We start from the raw sequence: 15,176 nt of genomic DNA, 5'->3' as shown, positions 1-15,176 counted from the left end.
GACGCGGCACCACCGCCGCGGCGCACGGGGGCGACGCGGCGAGCGCCGGGTCGGCGGCGAGGATCCGCCGGTGCAGCTCCCGCAGCGCCTCCCGGGGCTCGGCGCCCAGCTCCTCGACCAACCGCGTGCGGACCTGCCGGTAGTGCGCCAAGGCGTCCGGGGTGCGCCCGGCCCGGTGCAGGGCCAGCAGGTACTGGCCCGCCACCCGCTCGTCCAACGGGTGCCGCGCGGCGCGCGCGGACAGCTCCGCCACCAGCTCCGCGCCCTCCCCCGCGTGCAGCCGGGCGTCCACCAGGTCGTGCTCGGCGGCCGAACGCTCCTGCCGCAACCGGTCGCGCACGGCGCCCACCCACTCGCCGGCCAGGCCGGTCAGCGCCTCACCGCGCCACAACGCGAGCGCCTCGGTCAACGACCGCACGGCGTCGTCCTCGCGGGCGCGACCGCACAGCAGGCGGAACCGGTGCAGGTCCACCACCGCGTCGGCGACCAGGGCGTACCCGCCGGACCGGCGCACGATCGCCACCCCGTCCGCGCCGGTCAGCGCCCGCCGCAGCCGCGAGATGTAGCTGTGCAGGGTGGCCGGCGCCCGTCTGGCGACCTCCCCGCCCCAGACCCGCTCGACCAGCCGGTCCACCGGCACCGCCCGGCCGACGTCGACCGCCAGCGCGGCCAGCACGCACCGCTGCCTGGGCGCGCCCAGGTCCACCGGCCGCCCGTCGACCTCGGCGGTCACCTCCCCCAACAAGCGCAACACGACCGCCACGCCCCTCACCCCCGTGCGCCGAGACCTCTCTCCCCGACACCAGGCATAGCGCCCGTACCAGCGCCGTGCAGGAACTCTGCAAGAGGTTCACACCATGGGTACGCCATCGTGGGCCCGGCGCGGCGACCACCACGTTCGGCGACCCCCACCGCCGTGGCCGACCCGCGCACCGGTCCCCGCCGGACCTGACACCGATCGAACGAGGCGGTAGTGATGAACAAGGCAAAGTCCGTGATCGCCGTCGGCGTGACGCTGTTCGGCTGGTTGACCTTCGGCGGCGTCGCCGGCGCGGCGCAGGACCCGGGGTCCGACCGGCAGGCCCCGCGGCCCGCCGCCACCTGCAGCACCGGCTGGGTGGAGGTCGACACCGACAGGCTCAACGTCCGGAGCGGCCCCGGCACCAACTACGGCGTCATCGACACGGTGTACCGGGGCGATCTGCTGGCCTGCGGGTGGCTGGAGGCAGGCGGGCGGTACAGCGCGTGCGGCGTCACCAACGCCAACGGCTGGATCGCGGTCGACCTGGAGAACGACGGCGCGATCGACGGCTTCGTGGCGAGCACCTGCGTCGTGGACGCCTTCTAGCCGGGCGACGACCTGATCCCGGCAGCCCGGCGCCGTCCACGCGCCGGGCTGCCGGGCTTTCGCGCTACCTATGCAACTTGTTGCACTGCACCCCGTTGCACGGCTACGGTCACCGCCATGGCGTTGGAGCACGCGATCCTCGTGTCGCTGGACGAGCGCTCGGGCTCGGGCTACGAGTTGGCCCAGCGGTTCGAGAAGTCCATCGGCTTCTTCTGGGCCGCCACCCACCAGCAGATCTACCGCACGCTCAAGCGCATGGTGGAGCTGGGCTGGGTGTCGTGCCACGAGGTCGCCCAGGACGGCCGCCCGGACAAGAAGGTGTACGAGGTCGCCGAGGCGGGCCGCGAGGAGCTCGCCCGCTGGCTGGCCTCACCCGGCGAGCCCGAGACGATCCGGCACGACCTCTCGGTCAAGATCCGCGGCGCGTCGCTGGGCGACGCGAAGGCGTTGACCGGCGAGGTCGCCCGGCACCGCGACCTGCACGCCGAACGCCTCGACGTCTACCTCGCCATCGAGAAGAAGGACTTCCCGGACCCGTCGGCCCTGTCCGGTCGGCGGCTGCACCAGTACCTGGTCCTGCGCGGCGGCATCCGGGCCGAGCAGGCGCTGGTCGAGTGGTGCGACGAGGTGCTGGCCGCGATGCGAGAGGACGACCGGCGATGACCGCCTACCCCACCCTGCTCAAGCCCCTGGACCTGGGCTTCACGACCCTGCGCAACCGGGTCGTCATGGGCTCCATGCACACCGGCAACGAGGACCGGGCCAAGGACTTCGACGCGCTGGCCGCCTACTTCGCCGAACGGGCGCGCGGCGGCGTCGGCCTCATCGTCACCGGCGGCTTCTCGCCCAACCGGACGGGCTCGCTGTACCCGTTCGCCTCCAAGCTCACCACCCACCGCGAGGCGCGCGACCACCGCGTGATCACGCAGGCCGTGCACGAGCACGACGGCAAGATCGCCCTCCAGCTGCTGCACGCCGGCCGGTACGCCTACCACCCGTTCAGCGTGTCCGCGTCCGCGCTCAAGGCCCCGATCGCCAAGTTCCGCCCGCGCGCGCTGTCCGACCGGGGCGTGCGCGCGCAGATCGACGCGTTCGCCCGGGCCACCGCGCTGGCCCGCGAGGCCGGCTACGACGGCATCGAGATCATGGGCTCCGAGGGCTACTTCATCAACCAGTTCCTCGCGCCGCGCACGAACAAGCGCGCCGACCGCTGGGGCGGCAGCGCCGAGAACCGGCGACGCCTCGCGGTCGAGGTCGTGCGCCGCTGCCGCGACGCCGCGGGGCCGGACTTCGTCATCGTCTACCGGCTGTCGATGATCGACCTCGTCGAGGACGGGCAGACCTGGGACGAGGTCGTCGCGCTCGGACAGGAGGTCGAGGCGGCCGGCGCGACGATCATCAACACCGGGATCGGCTGGCACGAGGCGCGGGTGCCGACGATCGTCACGTCCGTGCCGCGCGCGGCGTTCACGAACGTCACCGCCAAGCTGCGCCCGCACGTCGGCATCCCGGTGGTCACCTCGAACCGGATCAACATGCCGGAGGTCGCCGAGGAGGTGCTGGCGCGCGGTGACGCGGACCTGGTGTCGATGGCGCGCCCGTTCCTGGCCGACCCGGACTGGGTGCGCAAGGCCGAGACCGGCCGCGCCGACGAGATCAACACGTGCGTCGCGTGCAACCAGGCGTGCCTGGACCACACGTTCTCGTTGAAGAAGGCGACCTGCATGGTCAACCCGCGCGCGGGCAACGAGACCACGCTCCGGCTGCTGCCGACCCGCCGCGCCAAGCGGGTCGCGGTGGTGGGCGCGGGTCCGGCGGGGCTCGCGACGGCGACCGCCCTGGCCGAACGCGGCCACGAGGTGGAGCTGTTCGAGGCCGACGACGACATCGGCGGCCAGTTCGCCATCGCCCGCCGCATCCCGGGCAAGGAGGAGTTCGCCGAGACGATCCGCTACTACCGGCGGCGGATCGAGCTGACCGGCGTGAAGCTGCACCTCGGCGCCAGGGCCACCGCCGACGACGTGGCCGGCTTCGACGAGGTCGTGGTCGCCACCGGCGTCGCGCCGCGCGTGCCCGCCATCCCCGGTGTGGAGCGCGCCCTGTCCTACGTGGACGTCGTCCGCCACGGCTCGCCGGTCGGCGACCGGGTCGCGGTGATCGGCGCGGGCGGGATCGGGGTGGACGTGGCGGAGTTCCTGACCCACGCCTCCTCCCCCGCCCTCGACGTGGACGAGTGGCGCGCCGAGTGGGGCGTCACGGACCCCGAGCTGGTGCGCGGCGGCATCACCGCGCCGAAGCCCGCCGAGCCCGCCCGGCAGGTGTACCTCTTGCAGCGCAAGGCGTCCCGGATCGGCAAGGGCCTCGGCAAGACCACGGGCTGGGTGCACCGGGCGGCGCTGGCGGCCAAGGGCGTCGAGCAGCTGACCGGGGTGAACTACGAGCGGATCGACGACGACGGCCTGCACATCACGTTCGGGCCCAAGCGCGAACGGCCGCAAGTGCTGGACGTCGACACGGTGGTGGTGTGCGCGGGCCAGGAACCCGTGCGCGACCTCGTGGACGCGCTCACCGGCCGCGGTGTCGTCACGCACGTCATCGGCGGCGCGGACGTCGCCGCCGAGCTCGACGCCAAGCGCGCCATCGACCAGGGCACGCGACTCGCGGCCACGATCTGACCAGGAGGCACGGATGAACGCGGCACTGCGGTTCAAGGCGGCCGTCGAGGCGGGCGACGTCCTCGGCGCGACGGAGTTCTTCAGCGACGACATCACGTTCCACAGCCCGGTGAAGTTCCACCCGTTCGAGGGAATCGACTCCGTGCGCGCCCTGTTCGGCGTGCTCCAGCGGACCTTCGAGGACTTCCGGTACGTCGGCCAGTACGACGGGCCGGACGGCCACGTCCTGCGCTTCCGCACCGTGGTGGGCGGCAGGCAGGTCGACGGCATCGACCTGATCGAGCTGGACGAGGACGGCCGGATCGGCACGTTCACCGTGATGATCCGGCCCCAGTCGGCGCTGACCGCGGTCGGCGAGGCGGTCCTGGCGGGTCTGGTCGCCGACGGCGTCGTGCCGTAGCCGAGCGGCCGACCACCCCTAGGCTGCACGACGTGGACTTCATCTTCACCCGACCGGACTCGAAGGCCGCGGCCGCGGCGCTCGAGGTCTGCCACGAGTACGCCGAGCCGTGGCTGCTCAACCACTCGTTGCGCGCCTACTCGCTGGCCACCGCCCACGCGGCCGACGTGGACATTCCCCACGACGGCGAGCTGCTGTACGTCGCCGCGCTGCTGCACGACCTCGCGCTCACCCCGCCGTTCGACAGCCACACGCTGCCGTTCGAGGAGGCGAGCGGGCACGTGGCGTGGGTGTTCGCGGCCGGCGCCGGGTGGGGACGGGTGCGGCGCGACCGGTTGACCGAGGTCATCGTGCGGCACATGCGCGAGGACGTGCCGGCCGACGAGGACCCGGAGAGCCACCTGTTGCAGGTCGCGGTCGGCGCCGACGTGTCGGGGCGCGGGCTGGACCGGTTCGCCGAGCGGGTCAAGGACGACGTCGTGACCCGCTACCCGCGGCTGGGGTTCGCCGACGCGTTCCTGGTCAGGGCAGAGGACCAGGCCGAGCGCAAACCGCGCTGCGCCGCCGCCGAGCTGATGCGCGACGGCTGGGCGCAGCGGGTGACGGGCAACCCGTTGGACGCGCCCGGCCGGTGACCGGGCGCGTCCGGGGAGTCGATCACCTCAGGCCGTAGGCCCGGATGATCGTCTGGTCGACCGCGTTGCCCGCGGCGTCACGCGCCTGGGCCTTGAGCGAGACGAACTTCGCGCCGGCCGGGTGCACGACCGCCGCGAGCCAGCGCTCGCCGACCCTGAGCAGCGGCGCGGGCCGCCACGTCGTGCCGTCGTCGTAGGACACCTGCACGGCGGGCTTCGCCACGCCCTGCGCCCCGGTGACCCCGTTGCGCTGCACGTACACCGGGATCGCGAACGGCCGTCCGGCCGCCGCCCGGTTCTCCGCGTCCAGCGACGGCGCGAACCGCACCGCGAGCAGCGGCAACGCCGCCGGGTCCGGCCCGGCCACGTGCTCCGAGGTGAACGACCAGTCCGCCACCACCCTGGTGGACAGCTCGGCCACACCGGACCGCTCCGCTTCGGTGTGCAACCGGTAGACGCCCTTGCCCGACGGCACGACGCCCGCCACGTACCCGTCGTAGGGCGACTCGGCGAGCAGCGCGCCGTCGCGGTGCAGCGTCGTCTTCGCCGCCGAGACCTCCGAGAACCCGAGGTGGTTCGGGTCCTGGTCGGTGAACATCGGCAGCGAGACCACGACCTCGTCGCCGAGCCGCCCGGCCCACTCGTGCACGGCGGTCGAGGCCGGGAACGCCGGCCCGAACACGGCCGCGTTCCACTTCTCGGTCACCGTGCGACCCGCGGTGAACCGGCGCGGCAGGGAGGTCGACTGCGAGCTCTGCGGCGGGAACGCCTGGGGCTCCGGCATCTGCAGGAAGCTGCCGTACCAGTCGACGCCAGGCGAGTAGTACTCGGTGAGCTCCAGCGGCAGCGGTCCGCCCGCCATCTGGTCGCGGAACCCGGTCGTGCCGGGTCCGGACGAGGAGACCGACGACTTGACCTTCACCAGGTCGCGGCGCTGGAACGACCGGTCGAGCCGCTCGGGCACCGCGCCGTCGTGCCGCCACGCGACGTTGTACTGGTACGGGCTGCCGAGGTACGTGCCGTCGGCGTCCGGCTTCGCCAGCCGTCCCGCGACCTCGAAGCTCGCCGCACCGGGCGCGGACGTCTTCGACGGCACGAACAGCACGGCGCCCGGCGGGAACCCGATGAAGCCGGTGCCCGTGTCGCCCCAGGACGCCCGGCGGCTGAAGAACACCTCGGTGTAGCCGACCTCCGCCTCCTTCTCGTCCACCGACAACGCGATCGGCTTGCCCGCCCGGGCGTCGAACACGAACTCGGCGGGTCCGGTGACGGTGGCGCTGGGCTCCAGCACCTGGGTGAGCTGCTGCGTCTGCCTGGTCTGGATGAACGCGTCGGCGTAGTAGGTGCCCTTGGGCACGCGGGCGACGACCGTGCCGGACGGGTCGTGGTCCAGGTACGCCTTGCGGTGGTTCACGTCCACGAACCGGAAGAAGTAGTCCGGCGTCGGCGCGCCCGTGTGGTCGAGGAACGTCATCTTCACGTCGTAGCTCTCGACCTCCTTGGTCACGCCAATCGGCGTGCGCAGCGGCGTCGCGCCGCCGGTGGCCACCACGGCGCCGCCGTACCGGCCGTCCGGCGACTCCAGCGAGGTGTGGACCGTGACGACGACGGCCGCCTCACCGCCCGCCGGGACGGTGAGCGACGAGGGCGAGAACGTGACCATGCCCGCGGGCGCCGGGTTGCCGGCCGGGTCGCGCAGGTCGGCGGTCGGCGTCAGCGTCACCGGGGTGGCGCCGGAGTTGCGGTAGGAGATCTTGCGCTCGATCGGCTGGTCGTCGGCGTGCGGCCACTGGGCCACGCCCATGCTCAGCGACGCGGGTTCGGCCGCCAGCGACTGCGTGACGGCCGCGGCCACGTCCACCCGGCCCGCACCCTGCTCGTACACGGTCAGGTCGGCGTTGGGCTTCGCGCTCGCCATGAGCGCGCCCTTGATCCGCGCGGCCGGCCAGTCCGGGTGCTGCGCGGCCAGGATCGCCGCCGCGCCCGCGACGTGCGGCGCGCTCATCGACGTGCCGGACAGCGCGACGTGCGCGTCGCCGACGGGGGTGCCGATGCGGCCGTTCTTCGCCTTGGCCGCGACGATGTCCACGCCCGGCGCGGTGATGTCCGGCTTGATCGCGTCGTCGTCCCAGCGCGGGCCGCGCGAGGAGAACTCCGCGAGCGCGTCGGACCGGTCGACCGCGCCGACGGTGAGCGCCAGGTCGGCCGCGGCCGGGCTGCCGATCGTCTGGTCGGACGGACCGCTGTTGCCCGCCGAGACCACGAACAGCGCGCCGCCGTCGGTGGTGAGCCGGTTGACGGCCTGCGACATGGGGTCGGTGCCGTCGGTGCGCATGGAGCTGCCCAGGCTCATGTTGACCACGTCGGCGCCCGCCGCCACGGCCCACTCCATGCCCGCGATGATGTCCGACTCGTAGCCGCCGCCGTTGTCGTCGAGCACCTTGCCGTTGAGCACCGCGCTGTCCGGCGCCACGCCCTGGTAGCGGCCGGCGCCGGTGATGGTGGCGGCGACGTGCGTGCCGTGGCCGACGCGGTCGTCGGTGTCGGGGCTGTCGCTGAAGTTGCGCGACTCGACGACGGCGCCCGCGAGGTCCGGGTGCGCCGGGTCGACGCCGGTGTCCAGGACCGCGACCTTCGCGCCGGCGCCGGTGTGCCCGGCCTGCCACGCCTGCGGCGCGCCGATCTGCGGGACGCTGCGGTCGAGCGTGGCGCGGACCGGGCCGTCCAGCCACACCTTCGCCACGCCCGCAGCCCGCGCGCCCGCCCAGAACGCGGCGTCCTTCGGCGCCTTGACCGCGTACCCGCCGATGCTGTGCAGCGGCTCACCGGCCACGGCCGGGCCGGTCGAGGTCACGATCAGCGGCGTGACGCGGGTCGAGCGGTCGTCGTAGCCGGCCCGGATCAGGCCGGTGACGTCGAACAGCCGCTCGTCCAGCACGCCGGCCCGCACGTCGCCCAGCACGTCGGTCGGCAGCACGTGCAGGTCGCCGTGCTCGTCCAGTCGCTGCACGAACCGCACCTCGGCGCGGCCACGACCGGGCCGCACCTGAGCGCGGTTCCCGCGGACCGTGACGACGTCACCGGTCACCAGTGTGACCGCGCCGTCCGGTTGCGCGCCGACCGGCGGCGCGGTGGTCGGCTCCGGTGGTTCGGCCGCGGCCGGGGCGCTCGCGGCGAGCATCACGACCGCCGCTAACAGCCCCGATGCGACTGGTCCCCTGGTTCTGCGGGACATGTGCCCTCCCCCTCAGCGTGGCGGTGCCTCACCGACCGCCACTGCCCTCGGTTACTAGGACACCTCGGAGAGCCACCGCGTTGCTTCGGGAAAGCGCATTCAGGGCGCGATACCCACTTGGCCGAGCCGCGCCCACAGCCATTCCTGCCGGGCGGTCATCGCCGGCCACCGGGTGCCGCCGGGACGCGGGTACACGTGCGCCGAGTAGGGCGCGGGGTGGTAGGCGGGGTCGAAGAAGCAGCCCGTGCCGTACTCCGCGTCCGCGGCGGGGCAGTCGGCGGCGATCGACGCGGGCGTGGGCTTGCGGCCGGTGCTCTGCCACGTCACGAGCGCCCGCAGCGCACTGGCGTACTCCGAGTCGCTGAGCGCGCTGTGCTCGGATTCCGTGGTGAACGCCTGCACGAGGTGCTCCGCGGTCCCCGCGCCGACGCGGCTCGCCAGGTAGGCCGACTCGTGCTCGACGAACGCCGTGGGGTCGCCGATCCCGTGCACGGTGATCACCGGGATCGACACCGCGCCGGTCGGATCGCTGTCGTAGGACAGGTCGCGCGCGGCCGACGGCGTGGCGCTGAACCGCTCGACGCTCGCGTTCAACGCCTCGTCGTCGTGCGATCCGGTGTACCGCACTCCCCTGTTCGCAAACGGGTTCCGCCCGCCGAGCCGATTGTGCACGATGTCGCGGAACGTGAAGGTGGCGAAGGTGAGGTGCGACGCGAGCGCGCTCTCCGGGATCTTGGTCACGGCGAGGATGTCGTCCAGGTTGCGTTGTTGCAGCGCGCTGCGTTCGGCGGGCGGCGACTGGTAGCCCGTGCACTCCTGGAGCCGCGCGCGCAGGCCGGCGGTGGTCATGGTCGAGTCGGCGCGCAGCCCCATCCACAACGGGTACTGCGGCTCGTCGGGCCGCGGGTGGTTGCCGCAGTAGTACTGGTAGACCACGCGCAGGTCGACGCGGTAGTCGTAGCCGCGCGAGCCGCCCGCGAGCACGCCGCTGGTGAGCAGGGCGGCGTCGTACGAGTCGTAGGCCTCGATGGCCTTCGCGGCCACGTTCCCGCCCCACGACTGGCCGTGCAGGATCGTCCGGTGCGGCTCGCCGAACCGTCGCACGAACGACTTCCGCGCGTTCTCGGTGTCCTCGGCGCCCATCCGGGTGCCGTAGCCACCGCGCCGGTAGGACGAGCCCGCCAGCGCGTAGCCCTCGCGCACCATCACCGCCCACCGGTCGAGGTCCTCGGTCGCGCGGTCCGCCGTGGGCGCGGCGAGGTCGGGGCCGCCGTGCGAGTGCACGACCAGCGAGCCGTTCCAGTCGCCCGGGATCGCGAACGCGTGGAACGCGCCGTTGGCGTCCTGCCCGCCGTAGCAGGTCGCGTCCGCCGGGAGCCGGGCGGGACACGGGACCTGTCCGGTGTCGGCGGTCGCGGGCGCGGCGGCGAGCACCGCGGTCAGCGTGACGGCGAGCGACGCGCTCAAGCCGAAGCGGTTCACGGACGACCTCCTCCGAGGAGCGGCGGCGCTGCGTCGCGCCACGGCGCACATCGTGTGCGCGTCACCGCGGGTGGGCCACTTCCGGTCGGAAAACTTGGGGTTGCCCTGACACTTCCCCGGCAAACGCCGCGCCGGTCGGTCCGCAATCACTCGATCGAGCGCACTTCCGGCGAGCCGGTGGGCACGCGCCGGAACGGTCGCAGCACCTCGCGGAGGTAGTCGAGGGAACCCCAGCGGTCGCCCTCGTGCGCCAACGTGCTCAGCACCTCCCGGAGGAACACCACGGGCATCCGGTCGCGCCAGTCGCGGTCCAGCGGCCGGACCTCGTGGTAGGCGTCGAAGAACCGGGCGGGCGAGTCGGCGCCGCAGAACATCATGCTCAGGTCCACGTCCGGCCACGTCCACGACACCGCCGGGTCGATGAACACCGGCTCGCCCGCCGCGGTGGACACCACGTTGTTGTGCCACAGGTCGCCGTGGGTCAACGCGGGCGGCGCGGCGGGCACGATCTCCGGCAGGCGCGCGCACAGCCGTTCGACCGCGTCCCGGTCATCCGCGGTCAGCACGGCGTCGACCTTCGGCTCGTCCAGGTAGCGCAGGAGCCGGTGCTCGGCGAAGAACGCGTGCCCGTCGTCGTGCCGGCCGTTGCGCTGCGGCAGCACGCCCAGCCACCCGTCGTGGTCCCAGCCGAACCAGGGGCCGCGCACGCCGTGCAGCGCGGCGATCGCGCGTCCGGCGCCCTCCCAGAACGCGTCCGTCTCCAGCGGCCGCGGGGTCAGCGCCTCCAGCAGCAGCCAGTCCTCGCCGACGTCGAGCACCTCCGGCGTGCGCAGGCCGTGCCGCCGCAGCACCGCCAGCCCGTCGGCCTCGACCTGGAACAACGACGGCGGCGCGTCCTCGGACGTCTTGAGCACGACCTCGCGGTCCGGGCCGCGGACGTGCCACACCGTGTTGACCACGCCGCCGGTCAGCCGGACGACCTCGGCGTTCTCGCTCAACCGGGCCAGGACTTCCTGCGCGGTCAACGGTCCCCCCCGATTCCGCTGTCCGGCCGACGCCGGCGATCTCGCACCGAGACTACCGTCGGATCGATTCAGCGGACATCTCGCACTGGAGCGACCATGCCCAAGTTACGCACGCCCGCGGCCGTCCTCGCGCTGGCCGTGGCCCTACCGCTGGCGACCGCGCCCGCCGCGCAGGCGAGCGTCCTCGTCACCGAACTGCCCGGGCTCCCGGGCTACCCCACGCACCGGACGGTCGCGGTCAACGACCTCGGCCAGGTCGTCGGCTTCACTACCGGCAACGGCGCGCCGCACACCGTGCACTGGTCACCCGGCGGCGGGGCCACCGACCTCGGTCTCGGCATACCGTCCGGGCTGAACCAGGGCGGCCAGGTGCTGATCCAGGAGTCCGTCGTCGCCACCGGCCCGTACATCCAACGGCCGCGGATCTGGCACGCGGGCAAGGTCGCCGACATCACGCCGGGCTCCGGCTGGGTGATCGCGTCGGCGATCAACAACCGCGGCTCGGTGCCGATGACGCTCCCCAGCTCGTCCTCGGGCTACCACCAGGAACGCGCGGTCCTGTGGCAGGACGGCAAGCACACGTCCTTGCCGTTGACCGGGCCGCACCTGTGGCTGAGCGCCATCAACGACGCCGGGGTGGTGGCGGGCAACAAGCTGCCCATGTTCGACGGCGACGCCCACGCGTTCCGGTGCGTGGACACCACGACGTGCGAACCGCTGGCCAAGGTGCCCGGCTCCGGCACGTACTGGGTCGAGGCGATCAACGAGGCCGGGGTGATCGTCGGCAACCAGGACACCCAGGCGCTGCGCTGGGAGGGTTCCGGCGTCACGGTGCTGTCCACCGATGGCGGGGTGGCCGACAACCGGCAGGCGCTCAACGAGCGCGGTGACGTCGTCGGCTGGACCAGGGAGTTCAACGGCGACCGCAAGGCGGTGCTGTGGCCCGCCGGCGGCAAGCCGGTCGACCTGGGCGTGCCCAGCCCGTCCGAGGCGGTCGCGATCAACGAACGCGGTGACGTGGTCGGCTGGACGTCGGCGGACAACCCCGACGCGCCGCGCGCGTTCCTGTGGCGCAACGGGAAGGTGGTCTACCTGGGTTCGCTGGGCGGCGCGCACAGCCTGCCGGTCGCGCTGAACGACCGGGGCACGATCGTCGGCGAGAGCACCACCGCCGACGGCACGCTCAAGGCCGTGAAGTGGAACGTAGTCACCACCACGCCCCAGCGCTGATCACGGCTGGAAGCGGTAGCCCCGCCCCGGTTCGGTGATCAGGTGCCGCGGGTGGGCGGGGTCCGGTTCGAGCTTGCGGCGCAGCTGGACCAGGTAGACGCGCAGGTAGTGGGTGGCCGACGTGTAGGCCGGCCCCCACACCTCCGTGAGCAGCCGTTGCGGGCCGAGCACCTCGCCGCCCGCCCGCACCAGGGCCTCCAGCAGGCCCCACTCGGTGGGCGTCAGGTGCACCTCGGCGCCGTCGCGGTGGATCTTCTTCGCGGTCAGGTCGACGGTGAACGACGCCGTGCGCACCGGCGGCTCTTCGATCGCGGCCCGGCGCCCGCGCGACCGGCGCACGGCCGCGCGCAGCCGGGCCAGGAACTCGTCCACGCCGAACGGCTTGGTCACGTAGTCGTCGGCGCCCGCGTCCAGCGCGCGGACCTTGTCGGTCGAGTCGAGCCGGGCGGACAGCACGACGATCGGCGCGGTCGTGACCCGGCGCAGGCGGGTGATCACGTCGACGCCGTCCAGGTCCGGCAGGCCGAGGTCCAGCACGACCACGTCGGGCCCCTCCTCGGCCGCCTGCGCCTCCTCTACCGCGCGTAACGCCGACGTGCCGTCCGACGCGGTGAGCACCCGGTAGTCGTGGGCGTTCAGGGTGATCCGCAGCGCGCGCACGATCTCCGGGTCGTCGTCCACCACCAGGACCGCGGTCATGCCGTCGTCACCGCGGCGATCGGCAGCGAGATGACGATCGTCAGGCCGCCGCCGGGCGTGTCCTCGGCCGTGATGGCGCCGCCCATGGCGTCCACGAACCCCTTCGCCACGCTCAGCCCGAGGCCGATGCCCGGGGTGGCGTCCCGGTCGCCGAGGCGCTGGAACGGCGCGAACACCGCGCTCGCGGTGTTCTTCGGCAGCCCCTGCCCGTGGTCGACGACCCGCAGCTCCACCCGGTCGCGGTAGGCGCTGGCGCGCACCGCGACCTCCGGCTCGTCGGCCTTGATCCGGCCGTCGCCGTCCACGTCGACCAGGCGGCGCGGGCTGAGCCTGCCGTGCCGCAGGGCGTTGTCGATCACGTTGGCCACCACGCGTTCGAGCAGGCCGAGGTCGGCGAGCACGGGCGGCAGGTGCTCGGCCACGTCCACGGACACCGTGCGGCGTTCGTCGATGCCGGCCAGAGCGCGCGCCACCACCTCGTCGTACGTCACCGCACGCAGTTGCGGCACGACCGCCCCGGTGGCCAGCCGTGACGAGTCGAGCAGGTTGTCGATCAGGCCGGTCAGCCGGTCCGCGGACACCTCGACGGTCTCCAGCAGCTCGGCGGTGTCCTCATCGGACAGTCTCAGGTCGACGTCGCGCAGGCTGCCGATCGCGGCCTTGATGGACGTCAGCGGCGTGCGCAGGTCGTGGCCGACGGCGGACAGCAACGCGGTGCGCAGCTCCGTGGTCTCCGCGCGGCGCTGGGCCTCGGCCGTCTCGGCGGCCATCCGCTGCTGCCGCAACGCCATCAACGCCTGACCGGCCGCCGCCTCCAGCGCCCGCTGGTCCGCCGCGGGCAGCGCCCGCCCGCGCAGCGCCAGGTGCACGTCCGCCGTCACGGGCACGTCCACGTCCGCCTCGTCCGGCTCGGCGCACGGCCGCGGCCCGACGCACGCCACCCGTTCCCACTCCCCGTCGCGCCGCTCCAGCAACGCCACCGAGTCCAGCGCGAAGTTCTCCCGCACCTTCTCCAGCAGCCGGGCCAGCGGGAACGGGCTGGTCAGCACCGTGCGGGCGTAGGAGGCGAGCAGCGCGGCCTCGGTGCGGGCCCGCGCGCCCTGCTCGGCCAGCCGCGCCGCCCGGTCCACCACCAGCGCGACCAGCAGCGCCACCACCAGCATCGCGACCAGCGTGACGAGGTTGGCGGCCGTCGCGACGGCCAGGGTGTAGTAGGGCGGGGTGAAGAAGAAGTTCAGCAGCCCGGCGCCGAAGAACGCCGCAGCCAGCGCCGGACCGTGGCCGCCGACCAACGCGACCACGACCGTGGCCAGGAAGAACCCGACCAGGTTGGTGGAGAACGTCAGGTTCTCGCCCAGCAGCAGCCCGATCCCGGTCACGACGGCGGGCAGCAGGCCGGCCAGCGCCCAGCCGAGCAGCCTGCGGTACCCCGGGTGCGCGGCGGCGGCCCGCCGACGGCGCGGGCCGCGGCGGGCCTCGTCGTGGGTGACCATGTGCACGTCGATCGGCCCGGACTCCTGGATGGTCGCCGCGCCGATGCCCTCGTCGAACACCCTGGCCAGCCGCGACCGGCGGGACGTGCCGAGCACGAGCTGGGTGGCGTTCACGCCGCGGGCGAAGTCGAGCAGCGCGGTCGGCACGTCGTCGCCGACCACGGTGTGGAACGTCGCGCCGACGTCCTCGGTCACCCGCCGGAACCCCGCCACCAGCTGCGGCGACACGCCCTCCAACCCGTCACCGCGCAGGATGTGCACGACCATCAGCTCCGCGCCCGCGCGGGCCGCGATGCGCCGGGCGCGGCGGATCAGCGTCTCGCTCTCCGGGCCTCCGCTGATCGCGACCACGACCCGCTCCCTGGCCTCCCAGGTGTCGGTGATGCTCTGCTCGGAGCGGTAGCGCTGCAACGCCACGTCGACCTGGTCGGCCACCCACAGCAGCGCCAGTTCGCGCAACGCGGTGAGGTTGCCGACCCGGAAGTAGTTGCCCAGCGCCGCGTCGATCTTGTGGGCGGCGTAGACGTTGCCGTGCGCGAGGCGACGGCGCAGCGCCTCGGGCGTGAGGTCGACCAGCTCGACCTGCTCGGCGCGTCGCACGACCTCGTCGGGCACGGTCTCGCGCTGCCGCACGCCGGTGATGCGCTCGACCACGTCGTTGAGGGATTCCAGGTGCTGCACGTTGACCGTGGACAGCACGTCGATGCCGGCTTCGAGCAGCTCCTCGACGTCCTGCCACCGCTTGGCGTTGCGCGAACCGGGCGCGTTGGTGTGCGCGAGCTCGTCGACCACCGCGACCTCGGGCCGTCGCGCCAGGAGACCGTCCACGTCCAGCTCTGTGTTCGATGGCCGCTGCTCCGCAGACGGCGGCTCGGTCGCCTGGAAGTCGGTCGTTCGCGCCTGATTTTCCGGCGATCGAAAAGCGTGATCGCCGGAAAATGAGTCGCGAACGAC

12 protein-coding genes are annotated in these 15,176 nt (G+C 73.3%); 6 read left to right on the top strand and 6 right to left on the bottom strand.

Features of this window, described 5'->3' with window-relative positions; translation table 11 throughout:
- The coding region (locus AB0I91_RS43730; protein ID WP_499642134.1) for an AfsR/SARP family transcriptional regulator at positions 1-763 on the bottom strand (763 nt) is incomplete at its 3' end.
- A 213-nt stretch (positions 764-976) separates the two neighbouring features.
- Between AB0I91_RS43730 and AB0I91_RS43725 the strand changes: the two genes are divergently transcribed.
- From AB0I91_RS43725 to AB0I91_RS43705, 5 genes are all read left to right on the top strand, one after another.
- Positions 977-1,348, top strand: a complete 372-nt coding sequence (locus AB0I91_RS43725) for an SH3 domain-containing protein (protein ID WP_498780967.1) — start codon at positions 977-979, stop codon at positions 1,346-1,348.
- A gap of 117 nt (positions 1,349-1,465) precedes the next feature.
- Positions 1,466-2,011: a PadR family transcriptional regulator gene (locus tag AB0I91_RS43720; protein WP_498780965.1), complete on the top strand. Its 546-nt coding sequence runs from the start codon at positions 1,466-1,468 to the stop codon at positions 2,009-2,011.
- Positions 2,008-4,023, top strand: a complete 2,016-nt coding sequence (locus AB0I91_RS43715; RefSeq protein ID WP_499642132.1) for an FAD-dependent oxidoreductase — start codon at positions 2,008-2,010, stop codon at positions 4,021-4,023. Before AB0I91_RS43720 ends, AB0I91_RS43715 begins: the two co-directional genes overlap by 4 nt.
- Before the next feature lie 13 nt (positions 4,024-4,036).
- The gene (locus tag AB0I91_RS43710; RefSeq protein WP_498780962.1) at positions 4,037-4,423 is read left to right on the top strand and encodes a nuclear transport factor 2 family protein; all 387 of its coding nucleotides are present in this window, start codon (positions 4,037-4,039) and stop codon (positions 4,421-4,423) included.
- A gap of 32 nt (positions 4,424-4,455) precedes the next feature.
- Entirely contained in the window at positions 4,456-5,058 is a 603-nt protein-coding gene (locus tag AB0I91_RS43705; RefSeq protein ID WP_498780960.1) for an HD domain-containing protein, read from the top strand.
- Between the two features lie 22 nt (positions 5,059-5,080).
- Here the strand turns inward: AB0I91_RS43705 and AB0I91_RS43700 are convergent, their stop codons facing one another.
- The 3 genes from AB0I91_RS43700 to AB0I91_RS43690 form a co-directional block, all read right to left on the bottom strand.
- Positions 5,081-8,293 carry a S8 family serine peptidase gene (locus AB0I91_RS43700; protein ID WP_499642129.1) on the bottom strand — a complete coding sequence of 1,071 codons (3,213 nt, stop codon included), beginning with the start codon at positions 8,291-8,293 and terminating at the stop codon, positions 5,081-5,083.
- A 99-nt stretch (positions 8,294-8,392) separates the two neighbouring features.
- Positions 8,393-9,775: an alpha/beta hydrolase family protein gene (locus AB0I91_RS43695; RefSeq protein ID WP_499642127.1), complete on the bottom strand. Its 1,383-nt coding sequence runs from the start codon at positions 9,773-9,775 to the stop codon at positions 8,393-8,395.
- 146 nt (positions 9,776-9,921) lie between these two features.
- Positions 9,922-10,800 (bottom strand): fructosamine kinase family protein, encoded by an 879-nt coding sequence (locus AB0I91_RS43690; protein ID WP_499642125.1) that lies wholly within the window; start codon positions 10,798-10,800, stop codon positions 9,922-9,924.
- Between the two features lie 96 nt (positions 10,801-10,896).
- Here AB0I91_RS43690 and AB0I91_RS43685 point away from each other — a divergent pair, with 96 nt between their 5' ends.
- Positions 10,897-12,030, top strand: coding sequence for a hypothetical protein (locus tag AB0I91_RS43685; RefSeq protein ID WP_499642123.1), 1,134 nt, complete (start codon positions 10,897-10,899; stop codon positions 12,028-12,030).
- Here the strand turns inward: AB0I91_RS43685 and AB0I91_RS43680 are convergent, their stop codons facing one another.
- The gene (locus tag AB0I91_RS43680; RefSeq protein ID WP_498780952.1) at positions 12,031-12,729 is read right to left on the bottom strand and encodes a response regulator; all 699 of its coding nucleotides are present in this window, start codon (positions 12,727-12,729) and stop codon (positions 12,031-12,033) included.
- Positions 12,726-15,050 (bottom strand): DUF4118 domain-containing protein, encoded by a 2,325-nt coding sequence (locus AB0I91_RS43675; protein WP_499618715.1) that lies wholly within the window; start codon positions 15,048-15,050, stop codon positions 12,726-12,728. The genes AB0I91_RS43680 and AB0I91_RS43675 overlap by 4 nt, the downstream gene beginning before the upstream one ends.
- Positions 15,051-15,176 lie beyond the last annotated feature (126 nt).

Origin of the sequence: Actinosynnema sp. NPDC049800 (assembly GCF_040656635.1) — a bacterium.
Taxonomy (GTDB): domain Bacteria; phylum Actinomycetota; class Actinomycetes; order Mycobacteriales; family Pseudonocardiaceae; genus Actinosynnema.
The sequence above is the reverse complement of the archived record's forward strand: the minus strand, read 5'-3'. Positions and strand labels throughout refer to the sequence as shown.

Bases quoted from the DNA above. Each gene is read 5' to 3' on its own strand.
- AB0I91_RS43725 (WP_498780967.1), top strand. From the start codon at position 977: ATGAACAAGGCAAAGTCCGTGATCGCCGTCGGCGTGACGCTGTTCGGC.
- AB0I91_RS43715 (WP_499642132.1), top strand. From the start codon at position 2,008: ATGACCGCCTACCCCACCCTGCTCAAGCCCCTGGACCTGGGCTTCACG.
- AB0I91_RS43685 (WP_499642123.1), top strand. From the start codon at position 10,897: ATGCCCAAGTTACGCACGCCCGCGGCCGTCCTCGCGCTGGCCGTGGCC.
- AB0I91_RS43720 (WP_498780965.1), top strand. From the start codon at position 1,466: ATGGCGTTGGAGCACGCGATCCTCGTGTCGCTGGACGAGCGCTCGGGC.
- AB0I91_RS43700 (WP_499642129.1), bottom strand. From the start codon at position 8,293: ATGTCCCGCAGAACCAGGGGACCAGTCGCATCGGGGCTGTTAGCGGCG.
- AB0I91_RS43710 (WP_498780962.1), top strand. From the start codon at position 4,037: ATGAACGCGGCACTGCGGTTCAAGGCGGCCGTCGAGGCGGGCGACGTC.
- AB0I91_RS43680 (WP_498780952.1), bottom strand. From the start codon at position 12,729: ATGACCGCGGTCCTGGTGGTGGACGACGACCCGGAGATCGTGCGCGCG.